Origin of the sequence: Rhizobium sp. SEMIA 4085, from assembly GCF_013004495.1 — a bacterium.
Lineage (GTDB): Bacteria > Pseudomonadota > Alphaproteobacteria > Rhizobiales > Rhizobiaceae > Rhizobium > Rhizobium gallicum.
In genome coordinates, this window is the sequence record NZ_JABEPH010000009.1 from 17771 (window position 1) to 37309 (window position 19539).

General features: G+C 61.5%; 19 protein-coding genes. 11 read left to right on the top strand and 8 right to left on the bottom strand.

Features of this window, described 5'->3' with window-relative positions; translation table 11 throughout:
• Positions 1–28 precede the first annotated feature (28 nt).
• Both C9413_RS02160 and thrC read right to left on the bottom strand, forming a co-directional pair.
• The gene (locus tag C9413_RS02160; RefSeq protein WP_039844211.1) at positions 29–1327 is read right to left on the bottom strand and encodes a pitrilysin family protein; all 1299 of its coding nucleotides are present in this window, start codon (positions 1325–1327) and stop codon (positions 29–31) included.
• Between the two features lie 25 nt (positions 1328–1352).
• Complete coding sequence (gene thrC / locus C9413_RS02165) at positions 1353–2753, bottom strand: threonine synthase (protein ID WP_039846659.1); 1401 nt, start codon at positions 2751–2753, stop codon at positions 1353–1355.
• A 197-nt stretch (positions 2754–2950) separates the two neighbouring features.
• On the opposite strand from thrC, the gene C9413_RS02170 reads away from it, so the two are divergent.
• Complete coding sequence (locus tag C9413_RS02170) at positions 2951–3601, top strand: hypothetical protein (protein WP_170250151.1); 651 nt, start codon at positions 2951–2953, stop codon at positions 3599–3601.
• Between the two features lie 19 nt (positions 3602–3620).
• Here the strand turns inward: C9413_RS02170 and C9413_RS02175 are convergent, their stop codons facing one another.
• Positions 3621–4310: an HAD family hydrolase gene (locus C9413_RS02175; RefSeq protein WP_039844213.1), complete on the bottom strand. Its 690-nt coding sequence runs from the start codon at positions 4308–4310 to the stop codon at positions 3621–3623.
• 120 nt (positions 4311–4430) lie between these two features.
• On the bottom strand, positions 4431–5117 hold the full coding sequence (locus C9413_RS02180) for a metalloregulator ArsR/SmtB family transcription factor (protein WP_039844214.1): 687 nt from the start codon (positions 5115–5117) through the stop codon (positions 4431–4433).
• A 73-nt stretch (positions 5118–5190) separates the two neighbouring features.
• On the opposite strand from C9413_RS02180, the gene C9413_RS02185 reads away from it, so the two are divergent.
• The 4 genes from C9413_RS02185 to C9413_RS02200 all read left to right on the top strand — a co-directional run bounded on the left by C9413_RS02185 (position 5191) and on the right by C9413_RS02200 (position 7438).
• Positions 5191–5520, top strand: a complete 330-nt coding sequence (locus C9413_RS02185) for an NIPSNAP family protein (RefSeq protein WP_039844215.1) — start codon at positions 5191–5193, stop codon at positions 5518–5520.
• The gene (locus tag C9413_RS02190; RefSeq protein WP_039844216.1) at positions 5517–5864 is read left to right on the top strand and encodes an antibiotic biosynthesis monooxygenase; all 348 of its coding nucleotides are present in this window, start codon (positions 5517–5519) and stop codon (positions 5862–5864) included. Before C9413_RS02185 ends, C9413_RS02190 begins: the two co-directional genes overlap by 4 nt.
• A gap of 101 nt (positions 5865–5965) precedes the next feature.
• A complete protein-coding gene (locus C9413_RS02195) occupies positions 5966–6169 on the top strand; it encodes a hypothetical protein (RefSeq protein ID WP_039844217.1) in 204 nt (67 codons plus the stop codon).
• Positions 6170–6307: 138 nt separating this feature from the next.
• Positions 6308–7438 (top strand): site-specific DNA-methyltransferase, encoded by a 1131-nt coding sequence (locus tag C9413_RS02200; RefSeq protein WP_039844218.1) that lies wholly within the window; start codon positions 6308–6310, stop codon positions 7436–7438.
• 119 nt (positions 7439–7557) lie between these two features.
• On the opposite strand, the gene C9413_RS02205 is transcribed toward C9413_RS02200, so the two are convergent.
• Together C9413_RS02205 and mutY are read right to left on the bottom strand one after the other, a co-directional pair.
• Positions 7558–8175 (bottom strand): HAD family phosphatase, encoded by a 618-nt coding sequence (locus tag C9413_RS02205; RefSeq protein WP_039844219.1) that lies wholly within the window; start codon positions 8173–8175, stop codon positions 7558–7560.
• A 3-nt stretch (positions 8176–8178) separates the two neighbouring features.
• Positions 8179–9270 (bottom strand): A/G-specific adenine glycosylase, encoded by a 1092-nt coding sequence (mutY, locus tag C9413_RS02210; RefSeq protein WP_039844220.1) that lies wholly within the window; start codon positions 9268–9270, stop codon positions 8179–8181.
• A gap of 97 nt (positions 9271–9367) precedes the next feature.
• Between mutY and C9413_RS02215 the strand changes: the two genes are divergently transcribed.
• The 5 genes from C9413_RS02215 (at position 9368) to ppdK (ending at position 17584) form a co-directional block, all read left to right on the top strand.
• Positions 9368–9856 carry a DUF721 domain-containing protein gene (locus C9413_RS02215; protein ID WP_039846660.1) on the top strand — a complete coding sequence of 163 codons (489 nt, stop codon included), beginning with the start codon at positions 9368–9370 and terminating at the stop codon, positions 9854–9856.
• 55 nt (positions 9857–9911) lie between these two features.
• Positions 9912–10061, top strand: coding sequence for a hypothetical protein (locus C9413_RS33005; protein ID WP_228703524.1), 150 nt, complete (start codon positions 9912–9914; stop codon positions 10059–10061).
• 214 nt (positions 10062–10275) lie between these two features.
• Positions 10276–10968, top strand: a complete 693-nt coding sequence (locus tag C9413_RS02225) for a DsbA family protein (protein WP_170250150.1) — start codon at positions 10276–10278, stop codon at positions 10966–10968.
• Between the two features lie 78 nt (positions 10969–11046).
• Complete coding sequence (locus tag C9413_RS02230) at positions 11047–14508, top strand: chromosome segregation SMC family protein (protein WP_039844222.1); 3462 nt, start codon at positions 11047–11049, stop codon at positions 14506–14508.
• 403 nt (positions 14509–14911) lie between these two features.
• A complete protein-coding gene (ppdK, locus tag C9413_RS02235) occupies positions 14912–17584 on the top strand; it encodes a pyruvate, phosphate dikinase (protein ID WP_039844223.1) in 2673 nt (890 codons plus the stop codon).
• On the opposite strand, the gene C9413_RS02240 is transcribed toward ppdK, so the two are convergent.
• Positions 17572–17841, bottom strand: a complete 270-nt coding sequence (locus tag C9413_RS02240; protein WP_246703681.1) for a hypothetical protein — start codon at positions 17839–17841, stop codon at positions 17572–17574. The genes ppdK and C9413_RS02240 overlap by 13 nt on opposite strands.
• A gap of 87 nt (positions 17842–17928) precedes the next feature.
• On the bottom strand, positions 17929–18318 hold the full coding sequence (locus tag C9413_RS02245; protein ID WP_039844224.1) for a hypothetical protein: 390 nt from the start codon (positions 18316–18318) through the stop codon (positions 17929–17931).
• Positions 18319–18539: 221 nt separating this feature from the next.
• Here C9413_RS02245 and C9413_RS02250 point away from each other — a divergent pair, with 221 nt between their 5' ends.
• A complete protein-coding gene (locus C9413_RS02250) occupies positions 18540–19445 on the top strand; it encodes a DUF1499 domain-containing protein (RefSeq protein ID WP_039844225.1) in 906 nt (301 codons plus the stop codon).
• Positions 19446–19539 lie beyond the last annotated feature (94 nt).

Here is a 19539-nt window from a genome sequence, read left to right on the forward strand (position 1 = left end):
CGACCGCTCCCGGCAGATGGAACGCGGCTCAGCGGCTTGCAGTTTTCGACTGCGGCAGGGGAGCGGACAGCGAGGCGACGATATCTTCCGTCGGTGCCAGTTGCTCCAGCGGGCCGATTGCCGAAAGCGTCGGCACAGTGTCGAAAAACAGTCGGCCGGCAAGGTCGGTGAGACGCTCGATGGTGATGCCCTCGAGCCGTTCCATCATTTCCTGATTGGAGATCGGGCCGCCGTAGAGCATCATCTGGCGGGCGATCTGGCCGGCACGGGCGGCAGGGCTTTCCTGTCCCATCAGAAGCTGTGCGCGGATCTGCGCGCGGGCACGCTCGATCTCCTTCTGCTCGATGAAGCCGGCCGACTTATGCAACTCGTCGATGATCACCGGTACGAGTTCGGGAAGGTTCTCGCCGCCGGTTGCGGCATGGATGCCGAAGATGCCGGTGTCGGAAAAGCCCCAGTGGAAGGCATAGATCGAATAGCAGAGGCCGCGGATTTCGCGCACTTCCTGGAAGAGGCGGGAGGACATGCCGCCGCCGAGGATGTTGGCAAGGATCTGCGAACAGTAGAAGTCGCGGGCATGATAGGCCTTGCCCTCGAAGCCGAGCAGGATCTGCGCGTCCATCAGGTCGCGCGTCTCGCGCACGCTGCCGCCGATATAGCGGGCGGTCTCGATGACCGGCTGCGCGCTCGGAGCGGTCGGCAGGCTCGCGAAGCGCTGTTCCACCATGCGCACAAATTCATCGTGATCGACTGCACCGGCGGCAACGATGAACATGCGATCGGTCGTATAGTTGCGGCCGAGATAGTTGCGGATCTGTTGCGGCGAGAAGGAGACGACGGTCTCCGGCGTGCCGAGGATGGCGCGGCCAAGCGTCTGGTTGCGATAGGCGGTCTCGGAAAACTTGTCGAAGACCACGTCGTCTGGCGTATCGTTCGCCGCATTTATCTCCTGCAAGATCACCTGCTTCTCGCGTTCGAGCTCGTCTTCCTCGAAGGCCGATTCGGTCAGAATGTCGGCGAGAATATCGACGGCGAGCGGCACGTAATCCTTCAGCACGCGGGCGTAGTAGGACGTCGTTTCGGTCGAGGTGGCCGCGTTCACTTCGCCGCCCACGTCCTCGATTTCCTCGGCGATGTCGCGGGCCGAGCGGCGTGCGGTACCCTTGAAAGCCATGTGTTCGAGCAGGTGGGCTATGCCATGCTCGTCTTCCGTTTCGTTGCGCGAACCCGATTTGATCCAGACGCCCAGAGCGACGCTTTCAAGATGCGGCATGGTCTGGGTTACTACTGTCAGCCCGGATTTGAGCCGGGTGCACTCAACTGTCATTGGCTATCTTTCTGCGCCTGCCGCATCACGTCCGGGCGTGCTTGCCGATAAAACCTTCAACGGCCTTAAGTTCCGGATCGACGACTTGGAAGCGCTCCTCCTTAAGCATCAGTCCAGCAAGCCACGTCGGAAGCGCCGGGTCAATACCGGAGGCGGATTTTACCGCGGCGGGGAATTTTGCCGGGTGCGCGGTCGCAAGCGTCACCATCGGCGTGTTCGGCTTGTCGTGCTTGGCGGCAACGAATACGCCGATTGCCGAGTGCGGGTCGAGAAGATAGCCTGTTTCGGCGTAGGTATTCTTGATCGTCTGCGCCACCTGCTTCTCGCTGGCGCGGCCCGCGCGGAAGTCCTTCTTGATGGCGGCAAGCGCTTTCGGCGCGATCTCGAAGCCATCCGATTGCTTCAGGCTGTCCATCGCATGGCGCACCTTGGAAGCGTCCCGATCATAGGCTTCGAAAAGCAGGCGCTCGAAATTCGAGGAAATCTGAATGTCCATCGACGGCGAGGTCGTCGCCTTGACCTGCTTCATGTCGTAGCGGCCGGTCTTCATCGTGCGGGCGAGGATGTCGTTCTCGTTGGTCGCGATTACCAGCTTGCCGATCGGCAGGCCCATGCGTTTGGCCGCGTAGCCTGCGAAAATGTCGCCGAAATTGCCGGTCGGTACCGTAAACGAAATCTTACGATCAGGCCCGCCGAGTGTGATCGCCGTCGTGAAGTAATAGACGATCTGGGCCATAATGCGCGCCCAGTTGATCGAGTTGACACCGGAAAGGCGAACCTTGTCGCGGAAGGCGGCGTCGTTGAACATCGCTTTGACGAGGTTTTGGCAGTCGTCGAAATTGCCCTTGACCGCCAGCGCGTGGACATTGGGGGCCGTCGAGGTCGTCATTTGCCGCTGCTGCACCGGCGAGACCTTGCCGTGCGGGAAGAGGATGAAAATATCGGTGCGCTCGCGGCCGGCGAAGGCGTCGATGGCCGCACCGCCCGTATCGCCCGACGTTGCTCCAACGATCGTCGCGCGCTCGCCGCGCTTTTCCAGCGCATAGTCCATCAGGCGTGCCAGAAGCTGCATCGCCACGTCCTTGAAGGCGAGCGTGGTGCCGTGGAAAAGCTCCATGACGAAGCTGTTCGGTCCCGTCTGGACGAGCGGGGCGATCGCCGGATGGCGGAAGGTGCCATAGGCCTCGTCGATCATCGCCCGAAATGTGGCGGCGGGGATTTCGTCGTTCATAAAGGGCGATAGGATCGCAAACGCGATCTCCTGGTAGCTCTTGCCGCGCAGCGCCCGGATTTCCTTCTTGGAGAAATGTGGCCATTGCCGCGGGACATAGAGGCCGCCGTCGCGCGCAAGACCCGTCAGCAACGCATCGCAAAAGCCGAGAGATGGGGCCTCGCCGCGGGTCGAGATATAGTCCACGTTCTTCATCCTTGACGTTATGGCCGGAGGAAATCCGGATAGAGGATCCAGGCGCCGAAGTTGCAGCAGATCGAAATGTGCGTCAAAACGGTGCTTACCCAATCGATTTTTCTTTGCGCCGCTGATATAGACCATCGCAAACTGTCATGAAAGGCCCTGCAAGCAAGACTTCGGGCCTGCCAGAAACTTTGTAAGAGGGTGGAATAATCGTGTTCGGCAAAGTCTCGCGCCTCATCGTTTCCGTATCGGTTGCCGCTCTGCTTGCAAGCTGCAATTCCCTGGGCGTCGGCGGTGAAAGCAAGTCCGCCGAAGCGCCGGCTCAGCCGAACGGCAATGCCCAGATCATGCCGCTTGCGCCCGCCAATCCGTCTTCCAGCGACAAGCCGATCGGCACCGCGACCAACGTCCAAGGTACCGCGCAGCCGGTCGTGCAGGGCTCCTGCCCGCAGATTTTCATGAAGGATCAGGACGCGATCTTCCGCACCTATGCCAAGGGCAAGACGGGTGACAACAGCCAGATCGTCCATCAGGCGGCAATCGGGGACTACACGCGTCAGTGCACGCTGAACGAACAGAACCTGACGATGACTGTCGTGGCGCAGATCCGCCTGATCGCCGGCCCGGCCGGCGGCCCCGGCCGCGTCACGCTGCCGGTCCGGATCACCGCCTTCGACGGGCAGGATGTGGTCACTTCGGAAGTGGTTCCGTTTACTGCCGAAATTCCGGCAGGGCAGACGGCCGCTCAGGTTCTCTTCCGCAAGGACGGCTTCAAGCTGCCCGTCGGCTCCGGCGCGCTGGTTCGCGTCAATATCGGTTTCGATCAGGGCCCGGCCGCGAAGACCAAGAAGAGCAGCTAAGAGCCGGCCTGTCCCTGTTTTAGAGGACGCCAGCCCATTCCGAAAGAGCATCAACGACGCCCGGCAGATCCTTCATCCGCGAGATGACCGTCTCCGCGCCGGCATCCGTCAGGCGGTCGGCGTGCGAGGAATAGGTATGCGATGCGCCGGTGAAGCCGATGACGCGCATGCCGGCATCGCGTGCCGCATGGATGCCATGGACAGAATCTTCCACGACGACCGTCTTCGACGGCGAGACTCCCATCGTCTCGGCGCCATGCAGGAAGATGTCGGGCTTCGGCTTGACGCGATCCGGCCCGAGATCTTTTGCGGAAAAGATGTTTGGAGCAAATAGCTTCTTCAGTCCCACCTTGCCGAGCATCATGTCGAGCCGGTGCGCGCTGGAATTCGAGCAGACGCAACGCTTCAGATCAAGACGCGAGATGGCGAACTCGACGCCGGCAATGGCCTGCACGTCCCGTTCGAGGCGCAGGTCGAGCAGCTTTTCGGATTTGTCGAGCAGCGAGGCGGAAAGCGGAATGCTCGCTTCGCGCTCCACCTGCAGAAGAATGTTCTTCCAGGTCATGCCTGCGAAGCGCTCCGCCATCTCTTCGACGCTGATCGGATAGCCTGCGTCGGTCAGAAGCTTGGACTCCACATCCGCCGCTATGATTTCGGAATCGACTAGAACGCCGTCGCAGTCGAAGATAATGAGGTCGAAGCCGTCCATGAACTCTCAAGCCTTGTTGGGGGATGATGCGACTTACACGATGGCCGTCGAAAGCTCAACCGGCACGCCGGCATGGCTGGAATGCGCCGCGCGGGCGGCTTGCGGCTGACGTTTGGCGGCTCAGGCTTCCAGCGGAAAGAGCGACAGGAACTTCTGCTCGCCTTCGGGCGAAAAGATCACCGAGCGGCTTCCCGCGGTCCGCCGCGCCCAGCCCTTGTCGAAGAAAGTCGAAAGCAGCGCCTTGCCGAGACTGCCGGCCAGATGCGCGCGGCGCTCGCTCCAGTCGAGGCAAGAGCGGCAGAGCGGGCGGCGGGACGATTTGAGGCCGGGGACATCTATGCCGATACATTGCAGCCGGCTCTCGCCTTGAGGCGTGACCGACAATCCTTCGCCGATTGCGTCGATCGCACCCGTTGCCACGAGACTATCGAGCATGCGCACGCCGTAATCGCCGGCCAGATGGTCGTAGCAGATGCGCGCCTTGCGCAGCGCCGGTTCCTTCGGACCCGGCCGGTGGCGCAAATGTCCGCGGCTGGCGGCGAAACCCATCATGCTCTCGATCAGCAGGGCGGTTGCTTCGTCGGCGAGTGTGAAATAGCGGTGGCGGCCCTGCTTTCGCTGGGTAAGCAGGCCGCCGGTTTGGAGCTTGGCAAGATGCGTGCTCGCCGTCTGCAGGGTGATGCCACCCACTGCCGCAAGCTCGGTCGCCGTCAAGGCCCGGCCGCCCGACAGCGCAGCCAGCATGTTGGCGCGGGCAGGATCGCCGATCAGCGCTCCGACCTGGGCAATATCCGGTCCTTCTCTCATACTTCGATCGTAACCGAAGCATTGTCGTTACACAATGTGCGAAAACGCCTTTCACACGAAAAGGAGAGAAGTGATGCTGACCTGCTTCATCCGCTACGAGATCGACCCGTTCAAGAAGGATGCCTTTATCGAGTATGCCCGCGCCTGGGGGCAGGCGATACCGCGCAACGGTGCCGATCTCCTCGGATATTTCGGCCCCCACGAGGGGTCCGCGACGACCGCCTACGGCGTCTACAATATTGAAACCCTCGCCGCCTATGAGGACTATCGCGCCCGCCTCGCAGCCGATCCGCTCGGCAAGGAGAACTACGAATTCGCCAAACGCGGGCGCTTCATCCTGAAGGAAGACCGCATCTTCCTGAAGAACGTGTCCCTCCCTCATTCTCCTCTGGTGCTGCCATGATCGCCGTCATCTTCGAAGTCGTGCCTTATATGGGCGAACGCCACAAATACCTTGACCTTGCCTCCGACCTGCGCGCCGAACTGGAAAAGATTGACGGCTTCATTTCCATCGAACGCTTCGAGAGCCTGACGATGCGCGGCAAGCTGCTGTCGCTATCCTTCTGGCGTGACGAGGAGGCGGTCAAAGAGTGGCGCAATCTCGAAGCCCACCGCGCCGCGCAGAAGGCCGGCCGCAACGGCATCTTCGCCGATTACCGCCTGCGCATCGGCCATGTGGTTCGAGACTACGGCATGTTCGAGCGGGCAGAAACGCCGGTCGATAGCCGGCAGGTGCACACGGCTTAGTCTTTATCCACCTGCCTTTCAACGATCCGGATTTCGGGACGTTGATCCACGATGACGCCCCAGATGATTCTGCCGAAAAGGCATGATGCTCGTGCCTCAGCATGTTTCCGATCGACTTGGCGCTGGGCCTGGGCAATTTCCGGCCGCGCGTTCTTGAGATCATCCGAATGCCGCGGCTGGCTTTCGAGATGATCTCCATGGCCCGCGCCAGAGCGAGAGGCAGGATTGTCGTTCCGGCAGTCGGCGAACGGCTTGCCGGCGATTGCCGTCTCGATGATGGCGATTGCCCGAAGAATGTCATGTAGACGTCTAGCGCGGCGGCGACCTTACTTCCGCGTCCCTGCATTTATTTCCCGAAATCATCCACCGGTTCAGGCTTTGGTAACCAACTTGAGTAACCATAACGGCGAGTAAAAGCGTAATGTGTATAAGCGAGTATCCATATGGCGTCAGTTTTTCCGCTTGCCGATCTCAAGACCTCCGCAACACCGGGTTCTTGGATCGACACGATCATCAAGGGTGACTGTGTTGCAGCCCTCGAAGCTTTGCCGACCAATTCCGTCGATGTCATATTCGCTGACCCTCCGTACAATCTCCAGCTCGGTGGCACGCTTCACCGTCCGGACCAGTCGCTTGTCGATGCCGTCGATGACGCGTGGGATCACTTTGCATCCTTCGAAGCCTACGACGCTTTCACCCGTGCTTGGCTGCTTGCCTGCCGCCGCGTGCTGAAGCCTACCGGGACGATCTGGATCATCGGCTCCTATCACAACATCTTCCGGGTCGGCGCGACCCTGCAGGACCTGAACTTCTGGATTCTCAACGACATCATCTGGCGCAAGACCAACCCGATGCCGAACTTCAAGGGCCGCCGCTTCCAGAATGCCCATGAGACGATGATCTGGGCGAGCCCGGACGCGAAGGCCAAGAGCTATACCTTCAACTACGATGCGATGAAGGCTGCCAACGACGACGTGCAGATGCGCTCCGACTGGTTGTTCCCGATCTGCAGCGGTGGTGAACGGCTAAAGGGCGACGATGGCAAGAAAGTTCATCCGACGCAGAAGCCGGAGGCGCTGCTCGCCCGTGTCATCATGGCGTCGTCGAAACCCGGCGACATCATCCTCGATCCGTTCTTCGGCTCCGGCACCACCGGCGCTGTCGCCAAGCGCCTCGGCCGCCACTTCGTCGGCATCGAGCGCGAGCAGGACTATATCGATGCGGCCTCTGCCCGCATTGCCGCCGTCGAGCCGCTCGGCAAGGCAGAGCTGACTGTCATGACCGGCAAGAAGCAGGAGGTTCGCGTCGCCTTCAATGCACTTTTGGAAAGCGGCCTCATCAAACCCGGCCAGGTGCTGACTGATGCCCGCCGCCGCTACAGTGCGATCGTCCGCGCAGACGGCACGGTTGCCTCCGGCGGCGAGGCTGGTTCGATTCATCGTCTCGGCGCGAAAGTGCAGGGGCTCGATGCATGCAACGGATGGACATTCTGGCACTTCGACGACGGGCAATCCCTGCGCCCCATCGACGATTTGCGGTCTGTGATCCGCAGTGATCTGGCGAAGGCGGAATGAGCAGCGGCCTGACCTGATCGAGACTACCTTCTTCCGGTTTTTGTACCTCCAGTTGCGGAAGAAGGCCTACGGCGCCCGGGATCAACACCCCGGGCGCCTTTCTGTTCAACGCCAGTCCGTCACCTTGCCCTTACGCCATAGTCGGCAAGATCGCTGCGCAACTTGTCGGCACCGGTGAAAAGCACGGCATTCCATCCTGCCGCCCTTGCGCCTTCGACATTCGCAGGCGCGTCGTCGACGAAGATCGTCGCCGCCGGCTCGAGGCTGAAGCTCCTCGTATGCGTTTCATAGATCGCGATATCCGGCTTGATTAACCCTACATCGCCGGAAACGGTGACGCCGCGCGGTTTCGTCAGGAAGGAAAAGCGCTTCTGCGCCTCGCGGAACGTATCGGATGCGAAGTTCGTCAGCATTGTGACATCGCGGCCCTCCGCAATCAGCGCTTCCATGATCGCGACGCTGTCCTCGTAGGCATGCGGAACCATTTCGTGCCAGTACTTGCGGAAGGCGCGGATATGCTCTTCCCGCGTCGGATGGGCTTCGATCAGGAGCGCTTCGGCATCCGCCCAGGTGCGTCCGCGGTCCTGCTCGACGTTCCAATCATGGGTGCAGACGTTGTCGAAAAACCACTTGCGTTCGGCCGCGTCGGGAATGAGGCGGCTGTAGGGAATATTCGGATCGTAGTGGATAAGAACTTTGCCAATATCAAAAACGATGTGATGGATTGATGCAGTCATATATCATCCCTTGGGCATTGCAAACACACGAGGAATAGCGGTGGCGATCGCTTTTTTCATGATCGTCGGCAGTGCCTGCGCTTCAAGATTTGTAACCGGCTCCCACCATTTGTCATCATGCTGAATTCTCGATGGGATCGCGGCGCGGTAGATCGAAAGCCGGAGTTCGAAATGCGTGAAGACATGGGTGACGCTGCCGCATGGTTCCCATTGTGCCGGGAAGGGCGCTGCATCCGCGGAAGTTTCCCCATCCGCCCGCGATGTCCAAGCGGTCGTCGGCACCTCCGTCATGCCGCCGAGCAGCCCGCTTGCGATCCGCCGCCGCAGGAGGATTTCGCCGTCAGCGGTCACGGCGACGAAAGCTGCACCGCGCCGGACCGGCCTTTCCTTCTTTGCCGCCTTCACCGGAAACTGCTCGGGATCATGCAGGCGAAGCGCCTCGCACGATCCCCTGAACGGACAGAGCGAACACGCCGGCCGTTTCGGCGTACAGATGGTTGCGCCGAGATCCATCATCGCCTGCGCGAAATCGCCGGGTCTGTCGGCTGGCGTCAACAGCGCCACCTTCTGCTTCATCAGCGTCTTGCCGGCCGGAAGCGGAGTCGAAATCGCGTAGAGCCTGGAGATCACACGCTCGACATTGCCGTCCATGACGGCAGCCTGCCTGTTGAAGGCGATCGCCGCGAGCGCCGCTGCCGTATAGTCGCCGATGCCCGGCAGCGATTTCAGGCCGTCCTCCGTATCCGGAAAGACGCCGTCATGTTGCGTGGCGACCGCTTCTGCGCATTTCTTGAGATTGCGGGCGCGGGCGTAGTAGCCGAGCCCTGCCCAAGCTGCCATGACATCGTCGTTCGGCGCCTCGGCGAGGTCGCGAACCGTTGGCCAGCGCGCCAGGAAATTGGCAAAATAGGGCTTCACGGCCTGCACGGTCGTTTGCTGCAGCATGACCTCCGAAAGCCAGACGCGATAGGGATCGGCCCTCACGCCACGCGCCGCCATCGGCGGGGAGACGCGCCAGGGCAGGTCGCGGTGATGCCGGTCGTACCAGTCGAGAATAGGCGTTGCGGAAGGGGCGTCGAGTGTCGTTGATGTCATCATTTGCCGCGGGACGGGGAAGTGCCTTATACTTGGCGGAGCAATGCTGCGCGATCAAGGTGGTAGCGCCGATTGGCGACGGCATCCGAAGGTTTCGATGAGTTATCCACGTAAAGCTGAAAAGCAGATATCCGAACTGGCGAACGGCCTGATCGACCCGGTGCTTGCAAAACGGGCCGGCATCAACACCGCGCTGCTCGGTTCCTGGGATGAAATTGCCGGCGAGGATTTCGCCGACTGCACACGTCCGGAAAAGATCGCCTGGTCGCGTGGCTATGAAGTCGACACCTATAAACCCGGCGTCCTGACGATTGCCTGCGAAGGCGCGCGCGCTCTGTTTTTGACGCACGCGCAGGGCGAGCTCATCCAGCGCATCAACAGTTTCTTCGGCTTTGCTGCCGTCCACCAGATCCGCATCGTCCAGAAGCCCGTTTCGCAAGCGGTAAAGCGCTCCCGCACTCCGCCGCCACTGAAGGGCGAGGCTGCCCGAAAGCTTGAAGACATGATGGAAGGCATCGAGGGCGACAAGCTGCGCGAGGCGGTGAAGCGGCTGGGCACTGCGGTGCTGGGGAAGCGGAGCAGATAACGCACTTTGAAAAAACGTCTTCGTTCGCATTCTCCTATTCGAGAAACGGGTCCTCATGGTGACCAACTTCGACAGGGCGATCTTCGCAGCGAATGCACCAGAGGTGAAGATGATCGTCTTCGCCGTCGCATTCGATCAATTCGGCCCCGAAGTCGCGACACAGCTTGGCGAAGATGCGCCGCAGGTGGCGGATTGCCGGTACTGACAGAACGTCGCGGGCGGTATTTCGTGACGAAGACCAAATGACCATGGAGCCTGCCGCTTTTTGCCAAAACTGAAATTGCGGATGCGGCTCGCAACGTCAGCTTTCGTCCCACCAAGGTCACAATTCTTTGAAGAAAGTTGCCGAAGCGTGCCTTGTTCGCGGCCGCTTGCCGTTATATCGCACATTCAGCCGCCACTCTCGATTAGGGGAACCCATGCTGATCTCTGAAATGCAACTGACGAAACGCCAGCTTCTGAGCGGAAGGGCCGCCGCGACCGCCACACTTGCGGTTACCGGCACGGCAAACGCAGCAGCCGAACTTCCGAAGCCGGCTGGTGATGTCGACATGGCGGAAGTGCTGAAGCCCGGCCCGCTGCCAGAAATGGCGCTCGGCAAGGAAGATGCGCCGGTGACCATCGTCGAATATATGTCGATGACCTGCCCGCATTGCGCCCACTTCCACAACACAACCTTCGACGAGATCAAGAAGAAGTACGTGGACACCGGCAAGGCGCGTTTCATCATCCGCGAATTCCCGTTCGATCCGGCCGCTGCAGCAGCCTTCATGCTCGCTCGCTGCAACGCTTCCAAGCCGGAAGAATTGAGCACGCCGGAACAGTATTTCCCGATGGTTTCCATGCTTTTCAAGCAGCAGGAAACCTGGGCCGCCGCTGAAGATCGCCGTGCTGCACTTCTCCAGATGGCCAAACTCGCTGGATTTAGTGAGGATAGTTTTACGAAGTGCTTGACGAACCAGAAGCTTCTGGATGAAGTGAACGCCACGCGGGAAAGGGGCTCCAAGGAGTTCGGCATCGATGCCACGCCGACTTTCCTCATCAATGGGAAGCGTTATTCTGGAGACATGCCGGTTGACACCCTGTCGGCCCTCATCGACAGCCTGCTTTGATCCGAACCGTTTCAAGATGACGGGCGGCGGCGAAAGCCGTGCGCCCGTTTGTTGTTCTGCGCGCCATGAGGGCGCCGCATGAAGTTCAACAAGCTTCGCGTCATCGGCTTCAAATCCTTCGTCGAGCCGACGGAATTCATCATCGAGCGGGGCCTGACCGGCGTTGTCGGGCCGAACGGCTGCGGCAAGTCCAATCTTGTCGAGGCGCTGCGCTGGGTGATGGGCGAGAACTCGTACAAGAACATGCGCGCCTCCGGCATGGACGATGTGATCTTCTCCGGTTCGGGAAACCGCCCGGCGCGCAACACTGCCGAAGTCGCGCTCTATCTCGACAACAGCGAGCGTACGGCGCCTGCCGCGTTCAACGACAGCGACGAAATTCAGGTGACCCGCCGCATCGAGCGCGAACAGGGTTCGATCTATCGAATCAATGGCAAGGAAAGCCGTGCCAAGGACGTGCAGCTTCTCTTCGCCGATGCCTCGACCGGCGCGCGCTCGCCCTCGATGGTCGGGCAGGGACGTATCGGCGAGCTGATTTCGGCAAAGCCCCAGGCCCGCCGCCAGTTGCTGGAAGAGGCCGCCGGCATTTCCGGCCTGCATTCCCGCCGTCATGAGGCCGAACTGCGGCTGCGCGCCGCCGAAGGCAACCTCGAACGCCTTGATGACGTGACCTCGCAGCTTGAAGGCCAGATCGAGAGCCTGAAGCGCCAGGCGCGTCAGGCGAACCGCTTCAAGACGCTGTCTGCCGAAATCCGTGCGCGCGAAGCCACACTCCTGCATATCCGCTGGGTGCAGGCGAAGGAGGCGGAAGCCGAGGCCGACAGCGCCCTTAACCAGGCGACCGTCGGCGTTGCGGAAAGGGCCCAGATCCAGATGGAGGCCGCAAAGGCTCAAGGGGTGGCCAGCCTGAAGCTTCCGGAGCTCCGCGAGAGCGAAGCGCGCGCCGCCGCTGCCCTCCAGCGGCTGCAGATCGCAAGGTCGCAGCTCGAGGACGACGCAAACCGCATCCTGCGCCGCCGTGACGAACTGACTCGCCGCCTGGCGCAACTCGCCGAGGACATTCAGCGCGAGGAGCGGCTGGTGTCGGACAATGCTGCGATCCTTTCGCGGCTCGATGCCGAGGAGGCGGATATTGCGGAAATACTGGCCGATTCTGGCCGTCATGCGGACGAATTGCGCGAGGCTTTCGAAGGTGCTGCGGCAAAGCTTGCCGACAGCGAGCGCGTTTTCGCGGCGCTGACCGCCGAGCGTGCCGAAGCTGCTGCTGGCCGCCATCAGCTGGAACGGGCGATCCGCGATCTCGCAGACCGCAAGATGCGCCTCGAACGGCAGATGAACGAAGCAAACCGCGAGTTCTCCAGTGTGGCTGAAAAGATCACTGCGATGCCCGATCCCGATGAAAAGCGGGCAGTGGTCGAAGCTGCGGAGATGGCTGTCGTCGAGGCCGAAACGGTCATCCAGGCGGTTGAACAAGCGCTCTCCGCTGCGCGAGAAACCGAAGCGCTTTCACGCGCGCCGGTCGATCAGGCGCGCTCGAAGCTGAATGCGCTGGAAACCGAAGGCCGCACGATCTCGCGCATGCTTGCTGCTGGTGCGGCGGCAGGGCGATTCCCGCCCGTTGCCGATGAGCTCCGTGTCGATCGCGGCTTCGAAACGGCCTTGGGCGCCGCACTCGGCGACGATCTGGAATCGCCCCTTGATCCGAAGGCGCCTGCCCACTGGTCGGGAAATGGTGATGGCACTTCCGATCCCGCACTGCCGGCCGGTGTCGTGCCCTTGCTGACCCATGTCGGCGCGCCGGCTGCACTGACGCGCCGCTTGAAGCAGATTGGCCTCGTCGCCGATGGCGACGCGATGCGGTTGATGAACGACTTGAAGCCCGGCCAGCGCCTGGTGACGAAAGATGGCGCCGTCTACCGCTGGGATGGCCATGTGACCGGCGCCGATGCGCCGAGTGCCGCCGCTTTGCGCCTCGCCCAGAAGAACCGCCTCGGCGAGCTGGAAAGCGAAGTTTCGCTCGCTCGCGATATTCTGGCTGAAGCGGAGGAGCGGCTTGCCATGGCGGGAGAAGCGATTCGCGGTGAGGAACGCAAGCTCAACGAAGCGCGTGACATAAGCCGCCTATCGGCCCGTCATCTTGCCGAGGCGCGCGACGCGCTGGCTGCCGCCGAACGCGCCTCCGGCGATCTCATCCGCCGTCGCGACGTGGTTGCGGAAGCCGTCAACCAGCTCCAGTCGCAGCAGGAAGACCTCGCCGTCCAGGAAGAGACCGCGCGCATCGAGCTTGAGGATGCGCCGGATCTCACCGCACTCGACGACCGGCTGCGCATCCAGCAGGCCGAGGTCGCGACCGATCGCGGCCTTGCGGCCGAAGCGCGCGCCCGCCACGAAAGCCTGAACCGCGAGAACGAGGCTCGCCAGCGCCGCATCATTGCGATCGGTCAGGAGCGCGAGACCTGGCGCCAGCGCGCCGCAAGCGCCGAGGATCACATCGCGACTTTGCGCGATCGCGAGGAGGAGGCACGCGAGGAAGCGGCCGAACTCGAAATGGCGCCGGATGAATTCGAGGACAAGCGCCAAGCGCTGCTGAACGAATTACAGAAAGCGGAAGCCGCCCGCCGTGGGGCCGGCGATCTTCTCGCTGCCGCCGAACTCGTGCAGCGCGAAGCCGATCATAAGGCCGCCACCGCGCTTTCCGAACTTGCCGAAAGCCGCGAGCGCCGCGCCCGTGCCGAAGAGCGCCTCGTCTCTGCGCGCGAGAAGCGGCAGGAGAGCGAAAGCCGAATCCGGGAAGTGCTCAATGTTCCGCCACATGAGGCGTACCGTCTGACAGGCCTGCAGGCTATGCAGTCCGTTCCCGACTTGCGCGAGGTCGAGCGCGAGCTGGAGCGGTTGAAGATGGAGCGCGAGCGCCTCGGAGCCGTGAACCTCCGCGCCGAGGAAGAGCAGAAGGAGCTCACCGAAAAGCTTGAGGCGCTGATCAGGGAGCGTGACGACGTCATCGACGCCATCCGCAAGCTTCGCGGCGCGATCCAAAGCCTCAACCGCGAGGGCCGCGAACGCCTGATTGCCGCCTTCGACGTCGTCAACGGCCAGTTCCAGCGCCTCTTCACCCATCTTTTCGGTGGCGGCACGGCGGAACTTCAGCTGATCGAATCCGATGATCCGCTGGAAGCGGGCCTCGAAATCCTCGCCCGCCCGCCCGGCAAGAAGCCGCAGACGATGACACTGCTTTCGGGCGGCGAGCAGGCGCTCACGGCCATGGCACTGATCTTCGCCGTCTTCCTCACCAATCCGGCGCCGATCTGCGTGCTTGACGAGGTGGATGCGCCGCTGGATGATCACAATGTCGAGCGCTATTGCAATCTGATGGACGAAATGGCGGCCTCGACCGAGACTCGATTCGTCATCATTACTCACAATCCAATCACCATGGCACGCATGAATCGACTTTTTGGTGTAACGATGGCCGAGCAAGGCGTATCGCAGCTTGTTTCCGTCGACTTGCAAACCGCCGAACGCCTTCGCGAAACGGCCTGAAAAATAAGCGCTTTCATAAATACCCAAAAAAGGTCACGTCCCAAAGGGCGCGTTAACCCAATTGGGTGATGCTCTTTTTCCAAAATTGAATTAGAAGTTGTTTCTAGATGGCGGACCTGAGATGCGGGCTGATGCGCATGTTGGATCGACCGGGGGGCATACCGAATAAGGGCAGTCGGATTTTCCCGGTTTAACGTACCCCCCGTCCAGTTTCCTGGCTGGACGGAAACAAGGCTTTGCGGGACGGTTGTTGCAGTCCCGCAAAGCTTTTTTTCTTCCCTTTTCCAATCAATCGGTTCGAAACGGCGAGCATCCATTGTGCGGTGCAACATTTCGCCGTATTTGTCGATTTTCATTTCAGGACCATGGGAATAAGCTGGTCCTGATTTTGATCGGGGGGAAAATGACCAAACTGGTCTATACGTTCGGCAACGGGCAGGCGGAAGGTCGCGCACGGGACCATGACGTTCTGGGCGGTAAGGGCGCCAATCTGGCCGAGATGTGCAGCCTGGGCCTGCCGGTGCCGCCGGGCTTCACCATCATCGCCGATGCTTGCAGCGCTTATTACGCGCTCGGTAGACGGATCGATGCCGGCCTGAAAGATGAAATCCGCCGCGGATTGGAGACGATCGAGAAGGCGACTGGCCGGCAGTTCGGCGCAAAGGACCGGCCGCTGCTCTTGTCCGTCCGCTCAGGCGCCCGCATTTCCATGCCGGGCATGATGGATACGGTTCTCAATCTCGGCCTCAACGACGAAACCGTGCAGGCGCTGGGACATGATGCGGGCGACGCCCGGTTTGCCTGGGATAGCTACCGCCGCTTCATCCAGATGTATGCGGATGTCGTCATGGGCCTCGATCACGAAATTTTTGAGGAGATCCTGGAAGACCAGAAGGCGCGTCTCGGCCATGAGCTCGAAACCGAGCTGACAGCCAGCGACTGGCAGCAGGTCGTTTCGCTGTATAAGGAGCTGATCGAGGAGGAACTCGGCGAGGAATTCCCGCAGGATCCCGAAGAGCAGCTCTGGGGTGCCATCGGTGCCGTCTTCGCAAGCTGGATGAGCGCGCGCGCCGTCACCTATCGCCAGCTCCACAACATTCCGGGAGGCTGGGGCACGGCCGTCAACGTCCAGGCCATGGTCTTCGGCAATCTCGGCAATGCGTCGGCAACCGGCGTCGCCTTTACGCGCAACCCCTCGACCGGCGAAAGGTCGCTCTACGGCGAATTCCTTGTCAATGCGCAAGGCGAAGACGTGGTCGCCGGCATCCGCACGCCCCAAAGCATTACGGAGGAGGGACGCATCAACTCCGGTTCCGACCGTCCGTCGCTTGAAAAGCTGATGCCAGAGGCTTTCGAGGAACTCACCCATATCTGCACCGAGCTCGAAGCGCACTACCGCGACATGCAGGACATCGAATTCACCATCGAGCGCGGCAAGCTCTGGATGCTGCAGACGCGCTCCGGCAAGCGCTCTACAAAGGCGGCGATGAAGATCGCCGTCGATATGGTGGATGAAAAGCTGATCACCGAAGAGCAGGCGGTGCTGCGCATCGAGCCTTCAACGCTCGACCAGCTTCTGCACCCGACGATCGATCCGCGTGTAGACCGCCAGGTGATAGGCACCGGATTGCCGGCTTCGCCGGGGGCTGCGACCGGCGCGATCGTCTTCACCGCGGAAGAGGCGGTCGAGGCGGAGGAGGAGGGCCGCAAGGTCATTCTGCTCCGCGTCGAAACGAGCCCGGAGGATATCCATGGCATGCATGCCGCAGAAGGTATCCTCACCACGCGCGGCGGTATGACCAGCCACGCGGCGGTGGTCGCCCGCGGCATGGGCGTCCCTTGCGTAGTCGGCGCCGGAACCATGCGCATCGATCTCCGCAACGAGCGCCTTATCGGTGTTGGCGTGACACTGAAAAAGGGCGACATCATCACCATCGATGGGTCGGCCGGGCAGGTGCTGCGGGGCGAGGTTCCGATGATCCAGCCGGAGCTTTCCGGGGATTTTGGCCGCATCATGGGCTGGGCCGACAGGGTTCGCCGCATGACAGTGCGCACCAATGCCGATACCCCCGCCGACGCGCGCGCTGCGCGTGCCTTCGGCGCGGAAGGTATCGGCCTTTGCCGCACCGAACACATGTTCTTCGAAGGCGAGCGCATCCATGTCATGCGTGAGATGATCCTTGCCGAAGACGAGAAGGGCAGGCGTGCCGCACTCGACAAGCTGCTGCCAATGCAGCGGTTGGATTTCACCGGCCTCTTCACCGTCATGCACGGCCTGCCGGTGACGATCCGCTTGCTCGATCCGCCGCTCCACGAATTCCTGCCGAAGACCGAGGAAGAGGTCGTGGATGTCGCGGCTGCCATGGGCATGGAGGCGGCCGCACTCCGCCAGCGTGTCGATGCGCTGCACGAGTTCAACCCGATGCTCGGCCACCGCGGCTGCCGGCTTGCCATTTCCCATCCCGAGATCGTCGAAATGCAGGCGCGCGCCATTTTCGAAGCGGCTATTGCCGCCGCGCAGGAAACCGGGGCGGCCGTCGTCCCGGAAATCATGGTGCCGCTAGTCGGCCTTCGTTCGGAATTGGATTATGTCAAGGAACGGATCGACGCGGTTGCCGGGGAGGTGATGACCGAGGCTGGCATGAAGATCGATTATCTCGTCGGCACGATGATCGAGTTGCCGCGGGCAGCCCTGCGCGCGCACAAGATCGCCGAGGCCGCCGAGTTCTTCTCTTTCGGCACCAACGACTTGACGCAGACGACCTTCGGCATTTCGCGCGACGATGCCTCCGCCTTCATCCCGACTTACCAGCGCAAGGGGATCATCGAGCACGATCCTTTCATCTCGCTGGATTTCGAGGGCGTCGGCGAGTTGATCAGCATCGCTGCAGAACGCGGTAGGCGCACGCGCAACGACATGAAGCTTGGCATCTGCGGCGAGCACGGCGGCGATCCCGCCTCGATCCATTTCTGTGAGACAATCGGCCTCGATTATGTCTCCTGTTCGCCGTTTCGCGTGCCGATTGCCCGGCTCGCGGCAGCTCAGGCGGTCATCAGCAACGCTCAGCGGCGATAATAGCGCGGATAGTAGATCGGCCGGGTGAAGTCGTCGAAGTTTTCATCTGCCTGCGCGCGAAATGCCCGCGCGTCTGCGCGCCTGTCGCGATCAATGCGCTGCAGGCAGGGGGCAAACGCGTCTGTGCCGCGCCTGAAGCCGTAGCTGAGGCATCGCCGCTCGTCGGCAGCCCGCCGTTCTTCCGGCGTGAGAGTCTGGCAGGCCGAAAGGCTGATCGCGATGGCGGCGAGGGACAGGGAAAGAGCGGAAAGACGCATAGCACATTCTCCGATGCATGAACCGGTCGCCAGACAAGAGGCGATTTGCCGGCTCACGTCAACAAACATCGGAAAACGCGGCTGAGTTCAAATTCGTTCCAGCACCTCGATGAAGGCATCGGCGAACTGCACGAGATGTGCGGTCTCCTGATCCGGCGCCTGCACGCGGATTTCCGAGCCATTGGTATCGAGAACGGCAAGCACGACACGCATTTTGGTGCTCGCCGACGGGATGCGCAGAACGGCGATGCGCCGGCAATCCTCGATGAGCCCGGCTGCCGGAAGATCGAACAGGAATTCGCCGTTTGCATTGGCGGCAGCCGCGCGCACGGCCTCGCAGAAGCCCTCTTCGCCGCCGTCGTAGCCTTCGAGCGAAAGCTCGAGCTCAAGAAGCTCCATCGGCAGGAAGGACTCGGATGGATCGCTTGCGCCAAGCGATGATGCCTGTGGTCTTTCGGTTGTTTCCGATGAAAGCATCACTCTTCTCCTGATCCTTCCCGTTATCGGCAAATGCGCCGGAGCCGTCTTTTTAGTGACATATCAGATGTTACTTATTAAAGCCACCACCGCCTTTTGGTGGATTGCGGCCCTTGCGCGGAGACAACAGTTTCAATTTAGGCGAATCTTGCCATAAACAAGTGTGGGTGCTTCTTGCGCCCTCGCAGGCGGTTTGCGCCCGCGAATAATCGGTAAGTTTGATGGCCATCCGCTTTGACCGCCCCGTTTCCAATTCGGCCCGCTTTGCGCGGCGCTTCGGGGCGTTTGCTTTGGTCCTCTGGGTCGCGGTGCTAGTCGCGCACCGGTTCGGCGGCCTTGCCACGCCCTATCTCGTGCTCCTGCTGCTTGTCTCCATCGGCTTTGCGCTGCTTGCCGCCATGCTTGCCGCCGTCGGTCTCAGAAGCCTCTGGGCGACTGGAGCCGAAGGCGGCCTCGATGCGTTGAAAGCGTTGATCTTTGCGATCCTTCCCTTGGGTTTCGGCGGTTTTATCGCTGAGCGCTATTTCACGCGGCCGGCCATCTATGACGTGTCGACGGATGTCGTTTCAGCGCCAGACTGGCTTTCGTCGCCACATGCCGATCAGATCTGGATGAAACGCAATCCCGACGTGTCGGCGCAGGAGCGCGAACAACAGCTCCTGGCTTATCCCGAACTGACCGGCCGGCGTTATGAAGGCGCGATCGACCGCGTGCTCGAAGCGGTCAGGAAAGTGGCGAAGCTGGATGGCATCACGATCACCGGAAGTGCCGGCGAAGGCGAACCGGTCCGCGATCTCGAGGATGCGCCGGCAAGGCCCCAGCCCGATGGCGATGCCGTCGCCGAAGCGCCCGATCAGGTTCCCGTTCCCACGCCGAGGCCCTATGAGGACGATGTCGCAAAGCTTATTCGCGACGCAAACGGCGTGACGCTTCAGGGCGAAACCCGCACGCTCATCACCGGCCTGCACTTCGACGTCGTCATCCGACTGCGCGAAGAGGCCGAAACCACCTTCGTCGACATTCGCGTCGCCTCCCGCTACGGTCAGCACGACCTCGGCCTCAGCGCCGAAATCGCCGACCATTATCTCGAAGCCCTCGATATGGAATTGCTGGGCATTGCGGGGTAAGACGAAGGCTCAACCGCCTTCTTCTTCCAGCCATCCGTCATACCTCACGATCAGCCCGATCAGCGGCCCGCCGACCTCCACATGAAAATGGAAT